Raw genomic sequence first — 21,714 nt, forward strand, 5'->3', positions numbered from 1 at the left:
AAGACTGCGATTCAGCATGGCCTCCAAGCAAATCAAGCCGATAGAGACGCTACTCAACATCCTCCACTACGACTCTGGCAAGCGCCTAGAGGTCCTGCGAGAAGAGATCACGCACCTCACGGCTTCGATCGGCTATCGCGTAGGCGACGTCGGGGATGGCAACGTGAAGCCGAAGGGGCCAGTGAAGGTTGCTCAGCTCTCCAGCCAGGCTGCGTTTCTGGCGCGTTTGCGGCGTTCTGCCGAGGTGTTGCTCGCTGAATGCGAAGCAGACCTGAAGGAGTCGCGCGGGTTTCGCAAGAGCACCGGGACCGAGCGCGAGGTTTCGGACTCCCGCGGGTCATCTTCGGCCAATGGGCCGGGTCCGGTTGTCCGGCTGAAGAGTGGTGACATCCATAAGGAGCTTGCCAAGCAGTACAAGCGTGAACTGCTGTGGAACGCCAAGATCATCAACAAGGCGTTGGTGATTGCAGAAAGACTCGGAGACCTGCACGACCGGCTCGAGCTGTTTTTGCAGCGGACAAACCCGGACCAGCCCGATCCGACACTTCGGCGAAGGTCGGAGCAGGGCCTAGCCGATAAATACCTGAGCGAGAAAGCGCGCTGGGTTCACAAGGACCTTGCACGCCTGGTCATGCATCTGCGGGAAGGGCAGTACCCCTTCGCGGAAGTTCCGTCGACCTACCAGTTCTGGGCCTACGACCACACGTCGCATCACCATTCATTCACGTCGCTGAAGGCGCACAACGACTGGGTAGACGTTTCGAAGCAGCAGGCCGCCCTGGAGCGAAACAAGACCTTAGGTGGTCGGCTTGCACGGCTGGCGCGCTTGGCGCAGCCGAAAAGCGATGAGGACGCGCCAAAGGCCGACACCTCTGAGCGATTCGTCTGTCTTTCGCTGTCGTACTGGGTCCCCGATCGGATTGCGCTGGTGCCGATAATCGGGCACGAGCTCGCTCACGAGGTGTTGCGGTCAACGTATGGGCGCCTCCTGAACGTTCCCCGTGCGGAACAAGATCCTACGGAGCTTGGGCGTGTATATCGGCGACTGACGCGGGTTACGGAAGCGTGGCTCAGCAATCATCCTTGTCCCGGCGGCGCTGCAGGCAGGAGCACGGATGCTTTGGTGCACGAGATCCTGTGTGATGTGTTGGCGACGATTCGGTTCGGCCACGCATACGTCTATGCCTGGACCTTGGAAATGCTGGCGGACGAGAGGCTGGCCAACCTCTTCCATGACGAGTATGGAATGCTGCGTCGAGCTGAGTTCGACGACGCCACCGGGAAACAACCCGATCTCCGTCAGATGGACAGCATGTCCAAAGACGCAGAGGCCATCCGCGAGCACCTCAGTTGGAGCCCGCCATTGGCGGTCTACCGTGGTCACGTCCTTCTGAACGTCTTGCGTGGCCTCGAGCTGGAGAAAGATCCGATCGCCGAGCAGTTCCTGGATGCTTTCGAGGGCTTGCTAGGTCTCATGCTCGACCTTTATGCGGGACCAGACGAAGCCCGCCAGTACTATGAGCTCCAGGTTGCGAACGAGTTGGCGCGGGCGGTTTGCGAAGAGACGCTCTTCGAAGATGCCGGAGTTGGCATTGGCGAAAGCCAGTTCTTGACCAAGAGCAGAGGCTTCTGGAAGCGCGGTCAGGGCGGACTAGGGAAATCGACCCCGATCCTTCCAACCCTTGAGTACCAGTGCCTATCGGAGGGCTTCCGCCGAATCGTCGATGAAGCCATGGAGCCGCTGGCGACCAAGACCTTCGGTCGTCAAGTTGATTCCTTCTCGCTACTCAACTGCCCGCACGTCACCGGCGTTGCGTGGCGTGCAGAGTGGCTGCTTGACCTAGCGCTACCGCACTGCGCCGAATCCGCCGAGGAAGCGGATGCTGCGCCTCTACCCAGCAAGGGTGTGGTGCGTGATATCGCACGGCGCCTGAACTTTCTCGGCATGGACGACTATTTGTTTCAAACGTTGCACCCAGCGCGCCTGTTCGCTGCGTTAGGCAAAGACGAGACGCACTACCAACTCAACGCGCTTCTTGGCGACCGGACCAATCTTCTCAAGGACAGCGCCACACGCAAGAGCTATGACAAGGAAGCGATTCGGATCCTTGACAAACTGAAGCTGAGCCCTCCGCTGCCTACCGTCGAGGCAACAAAGATCGTAGTGCGGGATGCACCGGTCCTCGTGGCGACTGAGGCGCTTCAATGGCTGGGAGGACCGGTGTTGAGCGGAGGCATTCAGTTGTTCGTTCGTCGCTCCATGCAGGACGAAGCCGGAAACCCGTGCTCAAGGACCTACTTCCTGGATCTGATGAAGCTTCGGATGAACCGTGAGCACGCAGGCCTCGACTTCCACGTTGAGCCCCGCGCCAGTGATGGAGAGCGTGGCAAGTACGTTGTTGAATGCGATGGAGCACTGCTGGGGAGGTACGACGGGTACGTGCTCTATTGGCAGCAGGACTCACACGGCCAACTCGGCTGGGACTTCAAGACAGGGGCGGCGCGCGGGCGACAGGAGTCGGAGTCCATCACATGTCACTACGCCTCGCGTGGGCGAAGGATGGTTCAGGTGTACTCGAGCAATCCGGGCGATGCGGTTCCGTCGCCGTTCGCGGTAATCCTTGTGTCCCTGAAATGGGATGCTTCTCGGCTCGTGGTGGCCAATTGGTTGGCATCCCAAGCAACGCTGGACCATCTTAGGCATCCGCCGATCACAATCTTCCTGAGTGATGGGTGGGAAGACCTGGTGGTTTTCGTAGGGACGGACCATTCGGCATCTAGTTCAGACGAGATCGCCGCACAGTTCGAACATTGCCGCCGGACGATCGAGCACCTGAATACCAACCCGTTCGTGGCGACGACCGAATCACTCTTCTCCAGGGATCTTCTCACTGCCCCCCCAGATTCCGTCAGACTCCGGTTCGCCTGCCGTGTTGGCGATAACGGGTATGCGGTAGCGCGCAAACAGCTCGGTGACGTGCTCGCGAACGTCGGCGATGAGTCAATTGAGTTTCGGGATGTCGCCGGCAATAAGGACTTCGAGATCTCGATTGAGCGCGGTCGGGAGCTGACCCTTGCGAACGATCTATATCAAAGGCTGCACAGAGAGCTCGGCGCATCGTGCCGTATCGAAACCCGTGTGGCTTGGTCCTCTCGCGCCAGTTCGTAGAGCGATCGCCAGAGTGTTGCTGCTTAGCCAGGTCAGACGCTCTGCCCTCGCGGGGTTGCTGCGCAGCCATCGACAGAAGAGCCGCGGCGGTGCAGATGAGCAAGGTATGTCGATCTACTAGACGAATCGACGTTTAAGTAGGGTCTGCTTTGGAGCTCTGACCGGCAGGAAACGCTGCAAAGCTGCTGGCCACTAGCGTCGACCTGATTGCCTGCCGCAGGATCAGCTCCGAGCAGGCGTTAGCGTTTGGCTCGCAGAGCAAATGACAAGACGGCAGGCGCCGCGCGTCATCGCGACATACAGATTCGCGGGTGTCATCTGCTCCGGCTCAAGAATGACGGCTGCGTCAGCTTCGAGCCCCTTCAAGAGCAGCGTGCTACCAACGGCCCTCCGACCAATGGGTCGGCCTTCATGGCGATTGCGCTCGCGGGTTGCCAAGACGGCGTCCAGGAAGGACACCTTGCCGCTTGCTGCCGAGCGCATCGCTGTCCGGCAGCAATGGAGCATGTCTGGGCGATAGGTCCGGGTGTCGGGCTGGTCCTCGAGCGTCTGCAGAAGCGAGAGTGCCGAATTCATGGATGGAGCTTCGGTAAACGCAACTGCGGAGCGCTCGACTTCCGTTGGCTCAGTCTTGTTCCGGCCGCCTCGGATGGTGGTGACCCTCTTACAGAGCTCGGCAGCGCCGACGCCGGTCATCAGACCGCCGAAGAACCCGACGAGGGTCCCGAGTGCGTCTTCCGACTCCAAATCGAGGTTGCGGGCAAAGCCGGTCAGGTCGCTCATGTCGACAGCCTCAACAGATGTTGCGCCGCGAGTCTGACTGGTCAGTTGGTGGCGGCCTCGGGGATTCTTCGCATCGCCGATGATGAGTATGTTGCGCTCCTGGCCCTCCAACCGGGTATGTGCGGCTGTACGACGAGTGCCTTCTGGGTCTGCTGGATCGAGCCTGACCCAAACCAGTTCCGGCGGAGCCCTACTGATGTCCACAGGCCGCCGATTGAGCAAATCCTTGCGGATCTCTATGAGCCAGCGTCCAAGGGGCTCGGTGCCGGCATTTATCCACCGCCATGGGGTCATCAGGCGGCCGAGCGCGGGAAATGCTGGCCACACCTCCGTCTTCCAATCCACTAGGCGGCCCGCGAATCCAAAGATGGCTTGCAGCGGGTCCCCGAGTACTACCGTAGGTAAGGCGCTGGCAAGGGCGTCGACTATGCCGTGCTGGACGATGTTGCAGTCCTGGTACTCATCGACGATGAGCCGCGCGTAGGTCGCTCGAAGAGTTTGAGTCAGATGTCCGGCCTTCAATAGGCCCAGCGCAGCTTCACGGATTGCCGGATAGTCGGCCTTGGCGTTCGCCAGCTGGAGAATCTGTGGGTTGTGGCCGCTGCGCTTCGGGAACGCTGCAATGAGCCGCATCGCGAAGCCATCAAGGGTGGCGACGCGGTACTTCGAACTGCTCACCCCTCCGCGCTTCATGCGAAGCCGAAGGGCTGCTGCACCTGCGTTGGTGTGTGTCAGGATGAGAAATGGCTTGGCAGCGTCGTGCAACTGCAAGGTATCCGCAATCAGCTGCGTTTTTCCGCAACCGGCTGGGGCTGTAACCGAGCCGCGGTCTACTGCGAGCAGGTCAATTTCAGGCGGCATGGGTCCAAGTCTTCAGTTCTTCGATGAGGGCATTGAATCCAGCCTCGGTGTTGGCCAGTTCAGGCCCAACAATCTCATTGCCAATGAGTTGAAAGGCTGTCAGCGACTTGAACCAGCCGCTACTGCGGATTCGAGATGCGGCAGCCAGAACTTCTCTTGAATGCGCAGCTATCCCACCATTGAAATAGGACTCTCGGATGGCAGCCACAGTGACCTTGTTGTCCGACTTCGACTGGACATGGCCCGCAATGACGTCCTCTCCAAGAAGGGTGCCGGCGTAGTCAATGAGGTCCATGACGAGTGCATCGGGTAGACACGAGAACAGCTCGTCTTCAAGGGCGCGGCCCGCTCGCCACGAAACCACCTTGCCGCCTGCGGCCACAAACTCAGCGACGACTGCGGGCGTCGGCGGCTTGTCAGCATCTGCCAGCACAAGGACTCGGTACCCCAGGCTGAGCAGCGCGATGCCGCGCCTGTAGCACTTGTCGGCATCGCCGCCGCCTACGTTCACATAAGCACCGCCCAGGGCAAGGAAAGACTGGGCGCCGCTATCTGTCCAGAAAAGGTCGAGGCCACGCGCTAACCCGACCTCGCTGGCACCTTCGCAAACCATTACCGACCTGGCTAGAAAAGCTTCTGGGTCAGCGCGCAGGGTGCTCTGAATATCGTTATCAGTTCCGACCTTCAGCACGAGATGACCGCCGGAACCTGCCCTGACAACGCAGACCTGGTCGCCCGACAACTCGCGCACTGCCACAGGCGAATGGCTGGTCATGAAGACTTGTAGCGGCTGTGTGGCGTCCTTTGCGCCCAGTGAATCCAGCAGCCGTACCAGGCGGTGAGGCTCCAGCCCGTACTCCACCTCATCGACCAGAACGATGCAGGCGGCTTCTGCGGCCTCACGTTGCAGTCCGGCAATCAGGAGGCGGCCAGAGCCAGTCCCCAATGACTTCAGCGGCACGCCTTTGTCATCGTGAAGCCCGATTGCGCCATCTCCGATCGAGACGGAATGGGCATCGAGCAATGCCCTCGCTGACTCCCCAACGGGAACGCCCAATGAGTGAGCCACCTTGGTCACCGCCTCCAAGGTGTTGCCGAGCTGACGCTCGGCCTGATCGCCGAACTTGCTACGAGCCTCTCGGGCCGCCTTTGCGAGCTCCTCGCCCAGGTCGGCCTTATCCTCCGTCAGGCGGTTCAGCACCGAGCCGCGGGTCCAGGTGAGGTGGTTGCTGGCGTAGTTGCCGATGCGAGCCGGAGCAATTGCCGAACGATCCTTCCAGGTCAAGCCGCGTTCCAGGCCGTCCGCTTCAGCGCGCTCCGAAAAGAGCGACCAGACCGGCTCGAGGTCACTCGCTACCGTCATCCGCAGCGTGAGTACCGTCCTCAGCTCTGCCTTTGGCTCGTCCTCGACCAGTCCGAGCTCTGGGTCGAAGCCCCGAAGATAGCTGGCGTATACCTCCAGGCTCAGGAGTTCGTCCGGGAGGTCGCCAAGTGTGGCCGAGATGGTGATGGGCTTGCTGACATCGAGTCCATAGAAGTCGGCATCCCCAAAGCCGATGTTCCGGCGAGCGCCGAGACAGTAATCGATGGCGTCAAGAATGGTTGATTTGCCACTGTCGCCTGGGCCGACGAGACAGTTAATTCCACGAGAAGGGAACCAATCGAGCGACTTGATAGAGCGGAAATTCTGAATCTCCAGGCGACAGATGCGCGCCATGGCCTCTCCTGTTTGAAGTCTTGTGAGCGCAGTATCCACAAGACAGCGCGTCGCCCGGCGCACTTTCCGATTGACTTTGAGGTTCTGTGCGAGCTGCGGCTATGTCAGCATCGCCTGGGAAACCGGTCGCTGGCACTGCTGCGGGTCAGGGGACTCAACGACCGCAATGGGCACGGGATCGCGAGTTCACCGCTCGCCGACAACCGACGGCAATCGCTGCGTAGCGGTAGTTGGTGCCCGGTTACCCGGCTCAGTGCGGACCGCGGACAAATGTCATCGCCAGCAAAAAGAGCCAATGAACTGAGACCAAGAACGTCCAGCAAAGCACCTCAACAGCCAACCGCCGGTTTACCCATTGGTTTACCCATTGAGCGCAGTCGCTGCCGGAAAAGAAAAACGGGTTAGCTGCTTTCGCTGCTAACCCGTTGATTTACTTCAATAAAATGGTCGGAACGGTGGGATTCGAACTCACGACCCCTTGCACCCCATGCAAGTGCGCTACCAGGCTGCGCTACGCCCCGACTGAGCTTTGCATTATAGGAGGGTTTTTACGTTCATGGCAAGAGTGTTTGTCGAATTGCCAATAATTCTTCTTTGACCTGGGCCAAGGTCAGGGCTTCGACCCCGCTCATCGCGCCACCGAGGCGCAGCGACATACCGGCCAGTTCGTCCAGACCTGCCGTGCTGCGGGCGGCCGAAGGCTGGGCCGCCAGGGCTGCCACACCCGTGCTAGCGCCCACTCCGCCCGGCAAGGCAGCAGCTCGCACGGCAATGTCGTCGTCGTCAAAGCTGGCCTCGTCTTCGAGACGCTGCGCCTCATCGGCTTCTTGCTTGAACACCAAAGCCGCGGCATCGCTGCGGGCGGCGCCGCCTTCCATCAGCTGGTTGCGTGCGCCGCTGATGGTGAAGCCCTGGTCGTAGAGCAGGCCACGGATGCGGCGGATCAGCAGCACCTCGTGGTGCTGGTAGTAGCGCCGGTTGCCGCGCCGCTTCATGGGTTTGAGCTGGATGAATTCCTGCTCCCAATAGCGCAGCACATAGGGCTTCACGCCGCACAAATCGCTGACCTCACCGATGGTGAAGTAACGTTTGGCAGGGATGGCGGGCAGCGCGTTTTCCATGCAAATCAAGGGCTTTCGGTGGGGAGGTCAGACTCTACTCGAAGTCATCTTCCCCGCCTACCTCGCCCTGGACCACGTCCTTGAGCTTGTGGCTGGCATGGAAAGTGACCACATCGCGGGCCTTGATAGGGATGGCTTCACCCGTGCGCGGGTTGCGGCCCGGGCGCGGCGCCTTGCGGCGGATGTTGAAATTGCCAAAACCGGACAACTTCACGTCCTGGCCACGCACCAAGGTGCTGTGGATGATGTCGAAGAAGGCCTCGACCATGTCCTTGGACTCACGTTTGTTCAGGCCCAGCTTGTCGAACAGCAGTTCGGCCAGCTCGGCCTTGGTCAAGGTCGGGGTTTCCAGCGTGGGCAGCAGAACGCGGGCCGCGGCGATCAGGGCCTGATCGTCGAGCGGGTCTTCGTCCCGGGTGTCGTGTGCAGTCATCAGCGTCTTGCCTTGCTTGCAGTCGTTGCTGCCATCAGCCGCGCAGGCGCGCGCCTAGTTGTTCAGCCAGTGCAGCCACCACGGCCGCCACCGTCTGCTCGATGCGCTCGTCGGTCAAGGTGGCCTCGTCGTCCAGCAGCTCCAGGCGCACAGCCATGCTGCGCTCGCCTTCCTTCAACTCCGCATTGGCTTGCGTGGGCTTGAAGACGTCGAACAAGCGGGCCGAGCGGATCAGGCCGGTGTGGGCGCTGGCGATGGTCTGCATCAGCGCATCGTGGCTGACCTGCTCGCCGACGATAACGGCCAGGTCGCGCAGCACCGACTGCTGGCGCGGGATCGCCTGTGCCGCCGGCAGCTGGCGCTCCAGCACGGCCGGCAGGTCCAGCTCGAACAGCACCGGTGCGCTGGGCAGCTCGTAGCCCTGGCGCCACTTGGGGTGCAGCTCACCGATCACGCCAATATCGCGGCCGTCCAGCTCGACGCGGGCGCTGCGGCCCGGGTGCAGGGCCGGATGTTGGGCCGGCTTGAATTGCAGCAGGCGCGGCGCGAACAAGGCCTCCAAATCGCCCTTCACATCGAAGAAGTCGACCTGGCGATCGCGCTGGCTCCACTGCGGCTGGTCCGCCGGGCCGAATGCGAGACCCGCCAGACGCATGGGCTGGGCCACGCCGGCGATGCTGCTGTCGCTCTCCTGCACCGAGGCGTCGCGCAGGAACACACGGCCGATCTCGAACAGGCGCACGCGGCTGGCGCGGCGACTGAGGTTGTGGCGCAGGGCCTGGATCAAGCTGCCGATCAGGCTGCTGCGCATCACGGCCAGGGGCGCGGCGATGGGGTTGAGCAGCTGAATCGGGTTGCTGTTGCCGGCCAGTTCGGCCTCCCAGCGGGCTTCGACAAAGCTGAAGTTGATGGTCTCGAAATAATCACGCGCCGCCACGGCATGGCGCAGCGCATGGATGGCGCGGCGCGATTCCGAGGCCACCTTGGCCACCACCGGCGCCAGCGGCGGGGTGTTGGGCAGGCTGGGGTAGCCCATCACGCGGATGATCTCTTCGATCAAGTCTTCCTCGATCTGCAGATCGAAGCGCCAGCTCGGCGGCGTCACGGTCAGCACGCCCGATGCTTCGCTGAACTGCAGGCCCAGACGGCTGAAGACGCGCGCGCAATCTTCCTGAGTCACCGGCATGCCGATGATCTTGGCGGCGCGAGCGACACGCAGAGCCACAGGCTTGCGTTCGGGCAAGGCGGTGGTCTGGTCGTCCATGGGGCCGGCTTCACCGCCGCAAATCTCGAGGATCAGCTGGGTGATGCGCTCGATATGCAGGGCCGTGTCGGCCGGGTCCACGCCTCGTTCGAAGCGATGACCAGCGTCGGTCGAGAAGTTGTAGCGGCGCGAACGGCCGGCCACGGCCTTGGGCCACCAGAAGGCGGCTTCGACGTAGACGTTGCGGGTGTCGTCCGACACGGCGGTGGCGTCGCCACCCATGATGCCGGCCAGGGACTCAGGCGCCGAGGCATCGGCCACCACGCCCACGGTCTCGTCCAGCTCAACGGTGTTGCCATTGAGCAGCTTGAGGCTCTCGCCTTTCTTGGCCCAGCGGATCACCAATTCACGGTCGATCTTGTCCAGATCGAAGATGTGCGAGGGGCGGCCCAGTTCGAACATCACGTAGTTGGAGATGTCCACCAGCGGCGCCACGCTGCGCTGGCCGCAGCGGGCCAAGCGGTCCACCATCCAGGCGGGGGTCTTGGCCTGCGTGTTGACGCCGCGCACGATGCGGCCAGAGAAGCGGCCACACAGATCGGCCGCCTCGATGCGCACCGGCAGCTTGGCGTCGTGTTGCGGCTGCACCGGGCTGATGGCCGGCGCCTGCAGCGGCGTGCCAGTCAGCGCAGACACCTCGCGGGCAACGCCGTACACGCTCAGGCAATGGGCCAGATTGGGCGTCAGCTTGAGGGTGAACAAGGTGTCGTCCAGGTTCAGATGCTCGCGGATGTTCTGGCCGACGAGTGCACTCGCGTCCAACTCGAGCAGACCGCCATGCTCCTCGCTGAGCTTGAGCTCACGCGCCGAGCACAGCATGCCGAAGCTCTCCACACCGCGCAGCTTGCCCACGCCGATCTTGAAGGCCTTGCCGTCTTCGCCCGGCGGCAGCTCAGCGCCCACGGTGGCCAGCGGCACCTTGATGCCGACGCGTGCATTGGGTGCGCCGCAAACGATCTGCAGAGGCTCGCCGTTATTGAACGCCGCACCGGCATTGACCTTGCAGACGCGCAGCTTGTCGGCGTTGGGATGCTGCTCGGCCTCCAGGATCTCAGCCACCACGATGCCGTGGAAGGGCGGCGCCACCGGGCGCAGCTCTTCGACTTCCAGGCCCGACATGGTCAGCAGGTCGGCCAGCTCTTGCGTGTTCAGCGGCGGGTTGCAGAAGGACCGCAGCCAGGATTCAGGGAATTGCATGTGAAATCTCTTCTTCTCTGCTCTTTCGAGCGTGTTCTGGTGGATGGCGGCGCGCGGGGCTTACTTGAATTGGCTCAAGAAGCGCAGATCGCCATCAAAGAACAGGCGCAGATCATTCACGCCGTAGCGCAGCATGGCCAAGCGGTCGATGCCCGAGCCGAAGGCAAAACCAATGTAGCGCTCGGGGTCCAGGCCCATATTGCGGATCACTTGCGGATGCACCTGACCAGAACCCGAGACCTCGAGCCAGCGGCCTTTCAGCGGACCCGAGCCGAACATGATGTCGATCTCGGCGCTGGGCTCGGTGAAAGGGAAATAGCTGGGGCGGAAGCGCAGCTCCAGCTGATCGGTTTCGAAGAAAGAGGTGATGAAGTTCAGGTAGACCGACTTCAGGTCCTTGAAGCTGATGTTCTCGCCCACCCACAGGCCTTCGACCTGGTGGAACATCGGCGAGTGGGTGGCATCGCTGTCGACACGGTAAGTGCGGCCCGGCGCGATCACGCGGATTTCGTGCATGGGCTGACCGGCGTCAATCAGGGCCTTGTGTTTCTTGACATGCTGAACCGCGTAGCGGATTTGCATGGGGCTGGTGTGAGTGCGCAGCACATGACCGCCTTCGATGTAGAAGGTGTCGTGCATGGAGCGGGCCGGGTGGTCTTCCGGCGTGTTAAGCGCGGTGAAGTTGAACCAGTCGTTCTCGATCTCGGGGCCGTCGGCCACATCGAAACCCATGGAGCCGAAGATGGACTCGATGCGCTCCATCGCGCGGGTGATGGGGTGCAGGCCGCCGGTGCCGCGGGCACGGCCGGGCAGGCTCACATCGAGCGCCTCAGCCTTCAGTTGCAACTCCAACTCCGCATCGGCCAGAGCCTGGCGGCGAGCCGTCAGCGCGGCCTCAATGCCGGACTTCAGCACATTGATCTCGGCACCGCGGGCCTTCTTTTCCTCGACCGGCAAAGCGGCCAGGCTCTTGAGCAACTCGGTCACACGACCTGACTTGCCCAGAAAACGCGCCTTGGCGTTCTCGAGGTCGGCGGGAGTGGCGGCGGCGGCGAATTCGCCTTGGGCCGTCTGCAGCAGTTGATCAAGCTCGTTCATCGCGGTGCCAGTCGGGCGGACTGTCAGAAAAATTCGGGCAACAAATAAAAAAGGCCGACACCCTGGTGTCGGCCTAGAGGGTGCTCACCCCGGCCATCCTGGAATCCCAGGGGCCGGGGCTGCCGCCACCACAAGCCAAAGCTTGCAGCTGAGGGGGCAATTAAGCGAGAGCGGCCTTCACCTTGGCGAAGATGCTGGCAAAACCAGCAGGATCGTTGACGGCCAGATCAGCCAGGACCTTGCGGTCGATGTCGATCTGAGCCTTCTTCAGGCCAGCCACAAACTTGCTGTATGTCAGGCCCAGACCGCGGCTTGCTGCGTTGATACGCGCAATCCACAGGGCACGGAACACACGCTTCTTGGCGCGACGGTCACGGTAGGCGTATTGGCCTGCCTTCATCACCGCCTGTTTGGCGATGCGGAAAACATTCTTACGACGACCACGGAAGCCCTTGGCCAGAGCCAAGACCTTCTTGTGACGGGCTCGGGCGGTAACACCACGTTTAACGCGAGGCATAGTATTTCTCCTTCAGAAGTCGATCAGAGGCCAGCGAAGGGCAACATTTGAGCCATGTGGCCCATGTTGGTTTCGTGCACGGCCGTCGTGCCACGCAGGTGGCGCTTGTTCTTCGTGGACTTCTTCGTGAGGATGTGGCGCTTGAACGCCTGACCGCGCTTGACGGTACCGCCCGGGCGGACGCGGAAGCGCTTCTTGGCGCTGCTCTTGGTCTTCATTTTGGGCATGTGAGTGCTCCTTTTAAGTACGTCCCAGGGGCGATTGCGGGCCTCGCAATACTTTAACCAGCCTCTGGAGACTAATAAGCCTGCCGACGACCAAATCGGCAGGCCTGAACTTGCGCGAACCGCCTTTACAGGTTGTTCGCCGAACCACCCGAGGGCGGCCTTGCTGCAATTGAAAACGGGCCACGGCCCGCTTTCAATTGCGCCCCTCGCGAGGCGCCATGCCCGCTCAAGACGGGCCAGGTGATCAGCGCTTCTTCGGCGCCAACACCATGATCATCTGCCGGCCTTCCAGCTTGGGCATGTTTTCCACCACAGCCACATCGGACAACTCGTCGCGAATGCGTTCCAGCAAGCGCATACCGATGTCCTGGTGGGTGATTTCACGACCGCGATAACGCAGCGTGACCTTGCCCTTGTCACCATCCTCGGCGATGAAGCGGCGCAGATTGCGCATCTTGATCAGGTAGTCGCCTTCGTCCGTACCCGGGCGGAACTTGACTTCCTTGATTTCGATGACCTTCTGCTTGGACTTCGCCTCGGCAGCGCGCTTTTGCTCGATGTACTTGAACTTGCCGTAGTCCATCAGGCGGCACACAGGCGGCGTCGCGGTGGCGGAGATTTCGACAACGTCCACATCCAATTCGCCCGCCATACGCAAGGCTTCGTGGATGCTCACAATTCCGAGCGGCTCGTTCTCAGGCCCGTTCAGACGGACTTCAGGAGCCATGATTTCGCGATTCAGCCGATGCTTACGCTCAGGAATGGCTCGACGGTCAGCAAATGTAGCGATGGTGCATACCCTTCAACGAGCCTCAAGGCAGGAGGCCCAAACAAAGCAAAAGCGCGCCTGACTGACAGCCATCAGACCTTGTCGGCAATGTCTTGGGAGGCCTTCGCAATGAAGTCTTCCAGAGGCATCACACCGAGGTCCTGGTTGCCGCGGGCGCGCACCGCAACGGCTCCGTTTGCCTTTTCCTTGTCGCCGACGACGAGGATGTACGGAACCTTTTGCAAAGAATGCTCACGGATTTTATACGTGATTTTCTCGTTCCGCAAATCAGCCTGGACTCTAAGCCCTTGTTTTTGCAGCGATTTCACGATTTCAGCGACGTAATCGGCCTGCGCATCCGTGATATTCGCCACCACCACCTGCACCGGCGCCAGCCAAACCGGCAATGCGCCGGCATGCTGTTCGATCAGGATGCCGATGAAACGCTCCAGGCTGCCGACGATGGCACGGTGCAACATGACCGGGGTCTTGCGCTGGCTGTCCTCATCGACAAACTCAGCCTCCAGACGCGAGGGCATATTGGAATCGATCTGGATGGTGCCGCACTGCCACTGGCGACCCAAGGCATCCTTGAGCGCGTATTCGATCTTGGGCGCATAGAAGGCTCCCTCGCCATGGGCGATCTCGAACTCGCAGCCCGAGCGGCGCAGCGATTCCATCAGCACTTGCTCGGTGCGATCCCAGTACTCGTCCGTGCCGATGCGCGCCTCGGGGCGAGTGGCCACCTTGTAGACGATGTCGGTGAAGCCGAAGTCAGCATAGACCTTCTTCAGCAGCGCCGTGAAATTGGCGCACTCGTCGAGGATCTGGTCTTCGGTACAGAAGATGTGGCCGTCGTCCTGCGTGAAGCCTCGCACGCGCATGATGCCGTGCAGGCCGCCCGTCGGCTCGTTGCGATGGCATTGCCCGAACTCGCCGAAGCGCAGCGGCAGGTCGCGGTAGCTCTTGATGCCATGCTTGAAGATCAGGATGTGACCCGGGCAGTTCATCGGCTTCAAGGCGTAGTCACGCTTCTCCGACTCGGTGATGAACATATTGTCCCGGTACTTGTCCCAGTGACCGGACTTCTCCCACAGGCCCTTGTCCAGAATTTGCGGACCCTTGACCTCCTGGTAGCCGTTGTCACGGTAGACGCGGCGCATGTACTGCTCGACTTCCTGCCAGACAGTCCAGCCCTTGGGATGCCAGAACACGGTGCCGGGCGAATGCTCGTCGATATGGAACAGATCCAGTTCGCGGCCCAGCTTGCGGTGGTCGCGCTTCTCGGCCTCTTCCAGGCGCAGCAGGTACTTCTGCAGATCGTCCTTGCTGGCCCAGGCCGTACCGTAGATGCGCTGCAGCTGCTCGTTGCGATGGTCGCCGCGCCAGTAGGCGCCGGCCACCTTCATAAGCTTGAAATGCTTGAGCTTGCCGGTGGACGGCACGTGGGGGCCTCGGCACAGATCGGTGAATGCACCTTCGGCGTAGAGCGACACGTCTTGGTCGGCCGGGATGCTCTCGATGATCTCGGCCTTGTAGGCTTCACCCAGGCTCTTGAAGTAGCTGACGGCCTCGTCGCGCGGCAGCACCGAGCGGGTGATCTTCTCGTCTTTCTTGGCCAATTCGCCCATCTTCGACTCGATCGCCGCCAAGTCTTCGGGCGTGAAGGGGCGCTTGTAGCTGAAGTCGTAGTAGAAGCCGTTCTCGATCACCGGGCCGATGGTCACCTGCGCCTCGGGGAACAGTTCCTTGACGGCATAGGCCAGCAAGTGGGCCGTCGAATGACGGATGACTTCCAGGCCGTCGGCGTCCTTGTCGGTGATGATGGCCAGCTGCGTGTCGGCCTCGATCAGATAGCTGGTGTCCACCATGCGTGCGGCCTCGCCCTGCCCCACACGCCCCGCCAAGGCGGCCTTGGCCAGACCGGCGCCAATGGAAGCGGCGACTTCGGCCACGGTGACCGCCTGGGGGAACTCGCGCTTGGAACCGTCCGGCAATTGAATCGAGATCATCTAAGCTGCTCCGAAAGAATCAGGAGCCCTGCAAGTGCAAGGCCGAAAAACAAAAAAGCGCGGCTGTCAGAGCCGCGCTTTTTCTTGGGTTGCCGCCCGCAGGCAGCTGAGTAGGGACGTGTGGAAGCCGCGGCCGACTAAACCTGTGGAGGTGTGGTCGTAGTTCGCGGTGTCATAACCATCGTGCCTTTCTCGCCCTTGTTCGTTGAAGAGGCACCGATTGTAGCCGCGCTTCAGCGACGACGTTGTGAACGCTCGATCTCATGGCCGATGACCGCGCCGGCCACTGCGCCCACGGCCGCTCCCAAGGCTGGGTCGCCATCGCGCGCCAATTCATGACCGATCACACCACCCACCACACCGCCTGTCACTAGGCCGACGCCGCGGACAGGGCCGTAGCCGCGGCCATCGTAGCCATGGTGCCGGTGATGATGTCCATGGCGCGGTGGCAGCACGATGCAGGCGCTCAAGCTGAATACCAGCCCCAGCACGAGCGCGCTGCGCAAAACCGGACGGAACACAAAACGAGCAGACATATGAATCTCTCCAGGAGGATTGAGTTCATCTGCAACGCCGACAGCACGGCCATGGTTGGCCGCGCTTGCGAATGCTTACAAGTGTCGGGAATTCAGTGCGACCCGATTCACAGCGGCAGCGCCTGCACGCTGGACGAAGCGCAAGCCTGGGCAAATTCATCGCGCAGGTGCTGGCTTTCGGCAATCGCCTGCAGCCAGACCCTGGCCCGGCCGGCGGCGTCGTTGCCAAAGTGCTGGAAGTCCGAGCGATCGGGCAGCTTGGCGCGCGGCAGGCTGCGCACCCAGTCCGGGTGCGGCGCCAGCAGGACCACATTGTCGAGAAAAGGCGTGGCGCCGTGGCGGCGCTGCCAGGCCTTGTCCAACCAGCCCGGCACCACCTGGCGCTGGAAATGCGGGTAGAGCACCAGGCCCTCGCCCGCCATGGCGGCGTAATTCAGATGCAGGTGGTAATCGGTGATGCCGCCGTCCCAATAGGCACCGCGCGGTGCGCCCGGGATGTCTTGCACCGCCTTCAGCCAAAAGGGAATGGAACAACTCGCAAGCAGGCTGGGCTGGAAGTTGGCGGCATCCAAAACCACCTGCTGACTCGGGTAGTCCGCCAAAGGCAGGGGCAAAGGCGTGCGCGCGTCTGAGAACAGCACCCGCTCCAGCCACCGTCCCATCGCTGGCCGAGCCAGGGCATTGGCCGCGAAGGCGCCGGCGTAACCCAAAGGTGTACGCAGCCGCCCTTCCCGGTTCAGCAGCAAGCCACGGCCACGTGAAGTCAGGATGTGCAGGCGCCAGCGCGGATGGCTGAGCACGGCCGCCTCGCGCCCGCCAAAGACCTCGTCGAGCTTGGCTGCGAAAGAGGCCGACACCGAGGCGGCGCTGGGTGGCTTGCCTGGCTCGCTGTCGTAGTGCTGGTGAACATACTCGTGGGACAGGCGGGCGAATTCGGCTTGCGTCTCGGCCGCGTCGGCCCTGAGACAGGCTGTGGCCATGCGCCAGGCGCCGATCGAGGCACCGATCAAATGAACCTCTTGCGTGCTGCGCAAGAGCCAGTCGCCAAAGATGAACTGATCCAGCGGCCCCAAGATCAGGCCTTTGGGGCCACCGGCCGCGGCCGGCACCACGCGCACATCCTCAGGCCGCAGGCCACGCTCGGCCAAGCGAGCGCGGGCCCTAGGGCCGGCGAAGATCTGCAGCGCTGGGGTGCTCATCGGTGGCGCAGTTCCTGCATCAGAGCTTCATCTCCAGATTGATACCGAAGAAGCTGCGACCCTTGCGCACGTTGCCACTGCCATAGCCACTGCTGAGCAGGGTTTGCGATTCGGCATCGAGCGGCGCCAGATTGTTGGCTGAAACCCGCATGGACAAGGTCTTGCTGAAGGTCCACTGGGCAAACATGTCCAGCGCACGCGAACGCGACTGCTCGACTGTTTGGCTCAGGGTCTGCTGGGTGGCATAGCCCGGGGTGTAGGCCAAGCTGGCGCCGGTGACCAGAGGCAGCCCGCTGAAACGATAGTCAAAACCCAGGTTGCCGGACCAAGGCTGCTGGCCGTCCAGGCGGTTGTCCGGACCAGGCAAGGCGTCGACCTTGGACTTGTAGTAGCTCAGCGAAGCCCGCAGATTGAGGGCGGTCTTGATATCGAACCAATCGGGCATCAGCTCAGCCGCGCGACCCTTGATTTCCAGCTCCAGGCCGGTGGTCTGGGCCTTGGAGAAATTGGTCGGGCGCGAGACATAGCGCGGCACGCTGGCCCAAGAGACCGACGACAGGCTGGTGACGTTGCGGACCAGGTCGTTGACCTTGCGATGGAACACGCCGACGCTGAACATGCCGCCGCCGGTCAAGTACTTCTCATAGGCCACGTCGAGGCCGGTGGCCAGCTCGGGCTTGAGCAGCGGGTTGCCTTCGCGGTCCGGCGAGATCTCGGTGTTGGGCTTGCTCGTGTCGGTGAACAGGCTGCTCAGGCTGGGGCGGGCCAGCAGGGCATTCAGGTCCGGCGCCTTGTAGCTGCGCGTCAGGCTGGCGCGGATCAGGTCCTTGCCCTTGGGGTCGAACTTGTAGTTCAGGTGCCAGAGCGGGGTCGTCACAGTGCTGGTGTTGCGCACCGGTTCAGCCAGGCCGCGGCTCTCGGTGATGATGCGCTCGCTACGCAGGCCCAGGTAGGTGGACCATTGCGGCGACAGCTCCCACTCGTCCTGCACAAAGAGGGCCTGGCGGGTGATGCGGGCGCCGAAGGGCTGGCCATCGAAATCTGGCAGCTGGGGCTTGCCGGCTTCGGAGACCGTGCGCTCTTCCTCGCGACGGCGCCATTCCAGGTCCCAGCCCACGGTCAGGCTGTGGTCCTCGCCCAGCAGCTGGCCGAACTTGCCGGCCTGGGTGAAGCCGCGGTCGGTGTTGTCACCGACCGCACGGCGCAGCTGGCTGGCTGGCAGAAAGGTCTGGTTGTCGAAGGTGCCGCGCGAATGCTGCACGCCACCCTTGAGTTCCAGCTTCTGCTCGTCATTGAAGCGCTTGGACCAGACCGCGTTGCCGCGCAGGTTCTGCCAGGTGCCGTGGCTCAGGCTGTCGTCATCGAGCACCGCATTGGGGCTGCTAGACACGAGCTCGTAGCTGCTGCGGTTGTTCCAGAAGCCTTTTTGCAAAAAGGCCTGAAGGGTCAGCGACTCCTCGTCGCTGATCTTCCAGTTCAGGCGCGGGGCCGAGTTGAAACCATGACCCCAGTTGGCCTGCTCCCCCTGCTGCACGCTGCTCGAAGGCTCGCCGTCGCTGCCCGGCATGCGACGGGTGCTCTGTACATCGTTCTGACCTCGCCACTGGAAGAAGGACAGGGGCACGGACACCGCTGCCGAACCGATCTTCTCGCCCAGGGTGAAGGTGGCCGAGGGCGTGGGACGCACGGCGCTGTAGCCGATGCCCAGTCGCAAATCGCGCTGCGAGATGCGCGGCGCGTCCTTCAGGATGATATTGATGGCGCCGGCCACGGCCTGAGCACTCTGGTCGGCGGTGGGCGCCTTGGTCACTTCGATGCGCTCCACCTGCGAAGGGCTGAGCTGGCTCATGTCGAAGCCCGGGGGCGCCGGGTCGCCGTTGATCAGGATCAGGGTGTAGCCCGAGCCCAGGCCGCGCATGCGCGGCGCACCGCCCTGCATGTTCACGCCGGGCAGGCGCTTCAGCACATCGGCCACATTGGTGTCGCCGAACTTGTCCATTTCCTCGCGGCCGTAGACCTGCTTGGCCACCGGCGATTTGCGGCGCAAATCGGTGTCGCTTTGCGGACGGGACGTCAGCTCCACCCGCTCCAGCTTGTTGCCGGCCGCCGGGCGGTTGTCGCCCATGCCAGGCACACCTTCCTGCGCCGCCACCAGCGATGCGCTCAAGGACAAGGCGCTGGTCGCCAACAACAGGCGACAGGCCCGATTCACGGAAGTGCGAGACAGAGAATTCAAAGAGGACTCCAGGGACAAGCATGACAACAGGGCGGCAGCTTAACGAGCGCGCGTGTCGCAGTCTGCCTGCAGCCGACCAAGCGCGACTTGTTGGGGCTGATTTGCAGCCCGGATGCGCCAACGGCGGCCGGGCCGACCGCTCACCCTCCCCGCAGGTCTCAGCTCGGCTTCTTGAATTTGGCGAAAGCCGCCGCCATGGCACCGCTCGCTGCCGGCTCGGGCGGGCGTGCAGAGCCCTGCCCGGCTCGGCCTCCGCCCGAGCCCATGCGCTCGTTGCGGCCTGCCGGGCGGTAGCTGTTGTCGGGCTTGCTGCCGGCGCGCGGCGTCGGTGCGTCGAGCTTCATGGTCAGCGACACGCGCTTGCGCGCCAGGTCCACCTCCAGCACCCGCACCTTGACGATGTCGCCGGTCTTGACCACCTCGCGGGCATCGGTGACGAATTTATTGGACAGCTGGCTGACATGCACCAGACCGTCCTGGTGCACGCCCAGGTCCACGAAAGCGCCGAACTGGGCGACGTTGGACACCGTGCCCTCGAGCACCATGCCTTCCACCAGGTCCTTGATGTCGTCCACGCCTTCGTTGAAGCGGGCGACCTTGAAGTCCGGGCGCGGGTCACGCCCCGGCTTTTCCAGCTCGGCCAGGATGTCCTTGACCGTGATGGCGCCGAATTTCTCGTCGGCAAAGGCCTCAGGCTTCAGCGCGCGGATCACATCGCTCTTGCCCATCACCTCGGCCGCCGGCTTGTTGACCGCCTTGAGGATGCGCTCCACCACCGGGTAGGTTTCGGGGTGCACGCCCGAGAAATCCAGCGGGTTCTCGCCATCGCGGATGCGCAGGAAGCCGGCCGATTGCTCGAAGGTCTTGGGGCCGAGGCCGGCGACATCGAGTAGCTGCTTGCGACTCTTGAAAGCACCGTTGGCATCGCGCCAGCGCACGATGGACGCGGCCACCGTGCCGGACAGGCCGGACACGCGCGACAGCAGCGGGGCCGAGGCGGTGTTCAGGTCCACGCCGACCGAGTTCACGCAGTCTTCCACCACCGCGTCCAGGGTCTTGGCCATGGCGCTCTGGTTGACATCGTGCTGGTACTGGCCGACGCCAATGCTTTTGGGGTCGATCTTGACCAACTCGGCCAGCGGGTCCTGCAGGCGGCGGGCGATGGACACCGCGCCGCGCAGGGTCACATCCAGATCGGGCAGTTCCTTGGAGGCGAACTCGGACGCCGAATAGATCGAGGCGCCGGCCTCGCTGACCACCACCTTGTCGATGGGCGTGCCAGGGGCCAGTTGCTGGATGCGCTTGATCAGGTCGCCGGCCAGCTTGTCGGTTTCGCGACTGGCCGTACCGTTGCCGATGGCGATCAAGTTGACACCGTGGGTGGCGCAGAGGCGGCCCAGGGTGTGCAGCGAGCCGTCCCAGTCCTTGCGCGGCTCGTGCGGGAACACAGCGCAGGTGTCCAGCACCCGGCCGGTGTCGCTGACCACGGCCACCTTGACGCCGGTGCGAATGCCTGGGTCCAGACCCATGACCACACGCTTGCCGGCCGGCGCGGCCAGCAGCAGGTCACGCAGGTTCTCGGCGAACACCTTGATGGCCACGGCCTCGGCCTCCTCACGCAGGCGCGAGAACAGATCGCGCTCCAAGCTCATGGAGAGCTTGACCTTCCAGGTCCAGGAGATGGTCTTGCGAATCAGGGCGTCGCCCGGGCGTGTGCCCATGGTCCAGCCCAGGTGGCGGGCGATACGGCCTTCCGCCAAACCCGGTTGGCCGGCCACCACCTCTTCGTCCAGCGCCAGCTTGGCGTCGAGGATCTCCAGCGTGCGGCCGCGGAACACGGCCAGCGCGCGGTGCGAAGGCACGGTGCGGATCGGCTCGTCGTAATCGAAGTAGTCGCGGAACTTGGCGACATCGGGGTTCTGCTCATCCTTGCCGTCCATCAGCTTGGACTTGAACAAGCCCTCGGCCCACAGCCACTCGCGCAGCTTGCCGATCAAGAGCGCGTCCTCGGCCCAGCGCTCGGACAGAAGGTCGCGCACACCGTCCAACACTGCAAACGCGTCGGCAAAACCGGCGTCGGCGTTGATGAAGGCCGCAGCCTCCGCCATCGGGTCCAGGCCGGGGTCGGCAAACAGCTTGTCGGCCAGGGGCTCCAGGCCGGCTTCGCGGGCGATCATGCCCTTGGTGCGGCGCTTTTGCTTGTAGGGCAGGTAGAGGTCTTCCAGCTCCTGCTTGGTCGGCGCGGCGAGGATGGCGGCTTGCAGCTCGGGCGTGAGCTTGCCTTGCTCCTCGATGCTCTTGAGCACGGCGGCGCGGCGGTCTTCCAGCTCGCGCAGATAGGCCAGGCGGGCCTCGATATCACGCAGCTGGCTGTCGTCCAGCCCGTCGGTCACTTCCTTGCGGTAGCGGGCGATGAAGGGCACGGTGGCGCCGCCATCGAGCAGCTCCACGGCGGCGTTGATCTGGGCCGGGCGAACGCTCAGTTCGGCGGCAATTTGAAGCAGGATCTTGTCCAAAACGTCGGCGAGGCAGTCAAAACAGGAAGCGGCGGAGTGTGCCACAGGGGCTGGCGGCG

General features: G+C 62.9%; 14 protein-coding genes, 1 tRNA gene and 1 pseudogene. 1 reads left to right on the forward strand and 15 read right to left on the reverse strand.

The genetic code is table 11. From position 1 onward, the window contains the following. The first annotated feature begins 16 nt into the window (after window positions 1-16). A complete protein-coding gene (locus ACQY39_RS20880; protein ID WP_428509505.1) occupies window positions 17-3,169 on the forward strand; it encodes a hypothetical protein in 3,153 nt (1,050 codons plus the stop codon). A gap of 222 nt (window positions 3,170-3,391) precedes the next feature. Here ACQY39_RS20880 and ACQY39_RS20885 read toward each other — a convergent pair whose 3' ends face one another. From ACQY39_RS20885 to ACQY39_RS20955, 15 genes and pseudogenes are all read right to left on the reverse strand, one after another. Then, window positions 3,392-4,813: a UvrD-helicase domain-containing protein gene (locus ACQY39_RS20885; protein WP_428509507.1), complete on the reverse strand. Its 1,422-nt coding sequence runs from the start codon at window positions 4,811-4,813 to the stop codon at window positions 3,392-3,394. After that, window positions 4,803-6,530 carry an ATP-dependent nuclease gene (locus ACQY39_RS20890; RefSeq protein WP_428509509.1) on the reverse strand — a complete coding sequence of 576 codons (1,728 nt, stop codon included), beginning with the start codon at window positions 6,528-6,530 and terminating at the stop codon, window positions 4,803-4,805. Before ACQY39_RS20890 ends, ACQY39_RS20885 begins: the two co-directional genes overlap by 11 nt. Before the next feature lie 444 nt (window positions 6,531-6,974). After that, window positions 6,975-7,051, reverse strand: a tRNA-Pro gene (locus tag ACQY39_RS20895). A 273-nt stretch (window positions 7,052-7,324) separates the two neighbouring features. Continuing rightward, window positions 7,325-7,651, reverse strand: a pseudogene (locus tag ACQY39_RS20900) (MerR family transcriptional regulator); the annotation flags it as partial. A gap of 34 nt (window positions 7,652-7,685) precedes the next feature. Next, the gene (locus tag ACQY39_RS20905; protein WP_428509511.1) at window positions 7,686-8,084 is read right to left on the reverse strand and encodes an integration host factor subunit alpha; all 399 of its coding nucleotides are present in this window, start codon (window positions 8,082-8,084) and stop codon (window positions 7,686-7,688) included. A 34-nt stretch (window positions 8,085-8,118) separates the two neighbouring features. Continuing rightward, the gene (gene pheT / locus ACQY39_RS20910; RefSeq protein ID WP_428509513.1) at window positions 8,119-10,545 is read right to left on the reverse strand and encodes a phenylalanine--tRNA ligase subunit beta; all 2,427 of its coding nucleotides are present in this window, start codon (window positions 10,543-10,545) and stop codon (window positions 8,119-8,121) included. A gap of 60 nt (window positions 10,546-10,605) precedes the next feature. Further along, the gene (gene pheS, locus ACQY39_RS20915) at window positions 10,606-11,643 is read right to left on the reverse strand and encodes a phenylalanine--tRNA ligase subunit alpha (protein ID WP_428509515.1); all 1,038 of its coding nucleotides are present in this window, start codon (window positions 11,641-11,643) and stop codon (window positions 10,606-10,608) included. 160 nt (window positions 11,644-11,803) lie between these two features. Continuing rightward, complete coding sequence (gene rplT, locus ACQY39_RS20920; RefSeq protein WP_102766472.1) at window positions 11,804-12,160, reverse strand: 50S ribosomal protein L20; 357 nt, start codon at window positions 12,158-12,160, stop codon at window positions 11,804-11,806. A 23-nt stretch (window positions 12,161-12,183) separates the two neighbouring features. After that, window positions 12,184-12,387, reverse strand: coding sequence for a 50S ribosomal protein L35 (gene rpmI, locus ACQY39_RS20925; RefSeq protein ID WP_263518291.1), 204 nt, complete (start codon window positions 12,385-12,387; stop codon window positions 12,184-12,186). Window positions 12,388-12,631: 244 nt separating this feature from the next. Beyond that, window positions 12,632-13,177 carry a translation initiation factor IF-3 gene (infC, locus tag ACQY39_RS20930; protein ID WP_263518783.1) on the reverse strand — a complete coding sequence of 182 codons (546 nt, stop codon included), beginning with the start codon at window positions 13,175-13,177 and terminating at the stop codon, window positions 12,632-12,634. A gap of 71 nt (window positions 13,178-13,248) precedes the next feature. Beyond that, the gene (gene thrS / locus ACQY39_RS20935) at window positions 13,249-15,168 is read right to left on the reverse strand and encodes a threonine--tRNA ligase (protein WP_428509518.1); all 1,920 of its coding nucleotides are present in this window, start codon (window positions 15,166-15,168) and stop codon (window positions 13,249-13,251) included. 233 nt (window positions 15,169-15,401) lie between these two features. Further along, on the reverse strand, window positions 15,402-15,704 hold the full coding sequence (locus ACQY39_RS20940) for a glycine zipper 2TM domain-containing protein (protein WP_428509520.1): 303 nt from the start codon (window positions 15,702-15,704) through the stop codon (window positions 15,402-15,404). A gap of 107 nt (window positions 15,705-15,811) precedes the next feature. Then, entirely contained in the window at window positions 15,812-16,903 is a 1,092-nt protein-coding gene (locus tag ACQY39_RS20945; protein WP_428509522.1) for a phospholipase, read from the reverse strand. A gap of 19 nt (window positions 16,904-16,922) precedes the next feature. Further along, window positions 16,923-19,115, reverse strand: coding sequence for a TonB-dependent receptor plug domain-containing protein (locus ACQY39_RS20950; RefSeq protein WP_428509524.1), 2,193 nt, complete (start codon window positions 19,113-19,115; stop codon window positions 16,923-16,925). A 182-nt stretch (window positions 19,116-19,297) separates the two neighbouring features. After that, window positions 19,298-21,655 (reverse strand): Tex family protein, encoded by a 2,358-nt coding sequence (locus ACQY39_RS20955; protein WP_428509526.1) that lies wholly within the window; start codon window positions 21,653-21,655, stop codon window positions 19,298-19,300. Window positions 21,656-21,714: the final 59 nt, after the last annotated feature.

Origin of the sequence: Roseateles sp. (assembly GCF_965262435.1) — a bacterium.
Classification (GTDB): domain Bacteria; phylum Pseudomonadota; class Gammaproteobacteria; order Burkholderiales; family Burkholderiaceae_C; genus Paucibacter_A.

Excerpts from the sequence above, each read along its gene's own strand:
- ACQY39_RS20890 (WP_428509509.1), bottom strand. The coding sequence starts at position 6,530 with ATGGCGCGCATCTGTCGCCTGGAGATTCAGAATTTCCGCTCTATCAAG.
- ACQY39_RS20880 (WP_428509505.1), top strand. The coding sequence starts at position 17 with ATGGCCTCCAAGCAAATCAAGCCGATAGAGACGCTACTCAACATCCTC.
- ACQY39_RS20885 (WP_428509507.1), bottom strand. The coding sequence starts at position 4,813 with ATGCCGCCTGAAATTGACCTGCTCGCAGTAGACCGCGGCTCGGTTACA.
- pheS (WP_428509515.1), bottom strand. The coding sequence starts at position 11,643 with ATGAACGAGCTTGATCAACTGCTGCAGACGGCCCAAGGCGAATTCGCC.
- thrS (WP_428509518.1), bottom strand. The coding sequence starts at position 15,168 with ATGATCTCGATTCAATTGCCGGACGGTTCCAAGCGCGAGTTCCCCCAG.
- rpmI (WP_263518291.1), bottom strand. The coding sequence starts at position 12,387 with ATGCCCAAAATGAAGACCAAGAGCAGCGCCAAGAAGCGCTTCCGCGTC.
- ACQY39_RS20905 (WP_428509511.1), bottom strand. The coding sequence starts at position 8,084 with ATGACTGCACACGACACCCGGGACGAAGACCCGCTCGACGATCAGGCC.
- ACQY39_RS20940 (WP_428509520.1), bottom strand. The coding sequence starts at position 15,704 with ATGTCTGCTCGTTTTGTGTTCCGTCCGGTTTTGCGCAGCGCGCTCGTG.
- rplT (WP_102766472.1), bottom strand. The coding sequence starts at position 12,160 with ATGCCTCGCGTTAAACGTGGTGTTACCGCCCGAGCCCGTCACAAGAAG.
- pheT (WP_428509513.1), bottom strand. The coding sequence starts at position 10,545 with ATGCAATTCCCTGAATCCTGGCTGCGGTCCTTCTGCAACCCGCCGCTG.
- ACQY39_RS20945 (WP_428509522.1), bottom strand. The coding sequence starts at position 16,903 with ATGAGCACCCCAGCGCTGCAGATCTTCGCCGGCCCTAGGGCCCGCGCT.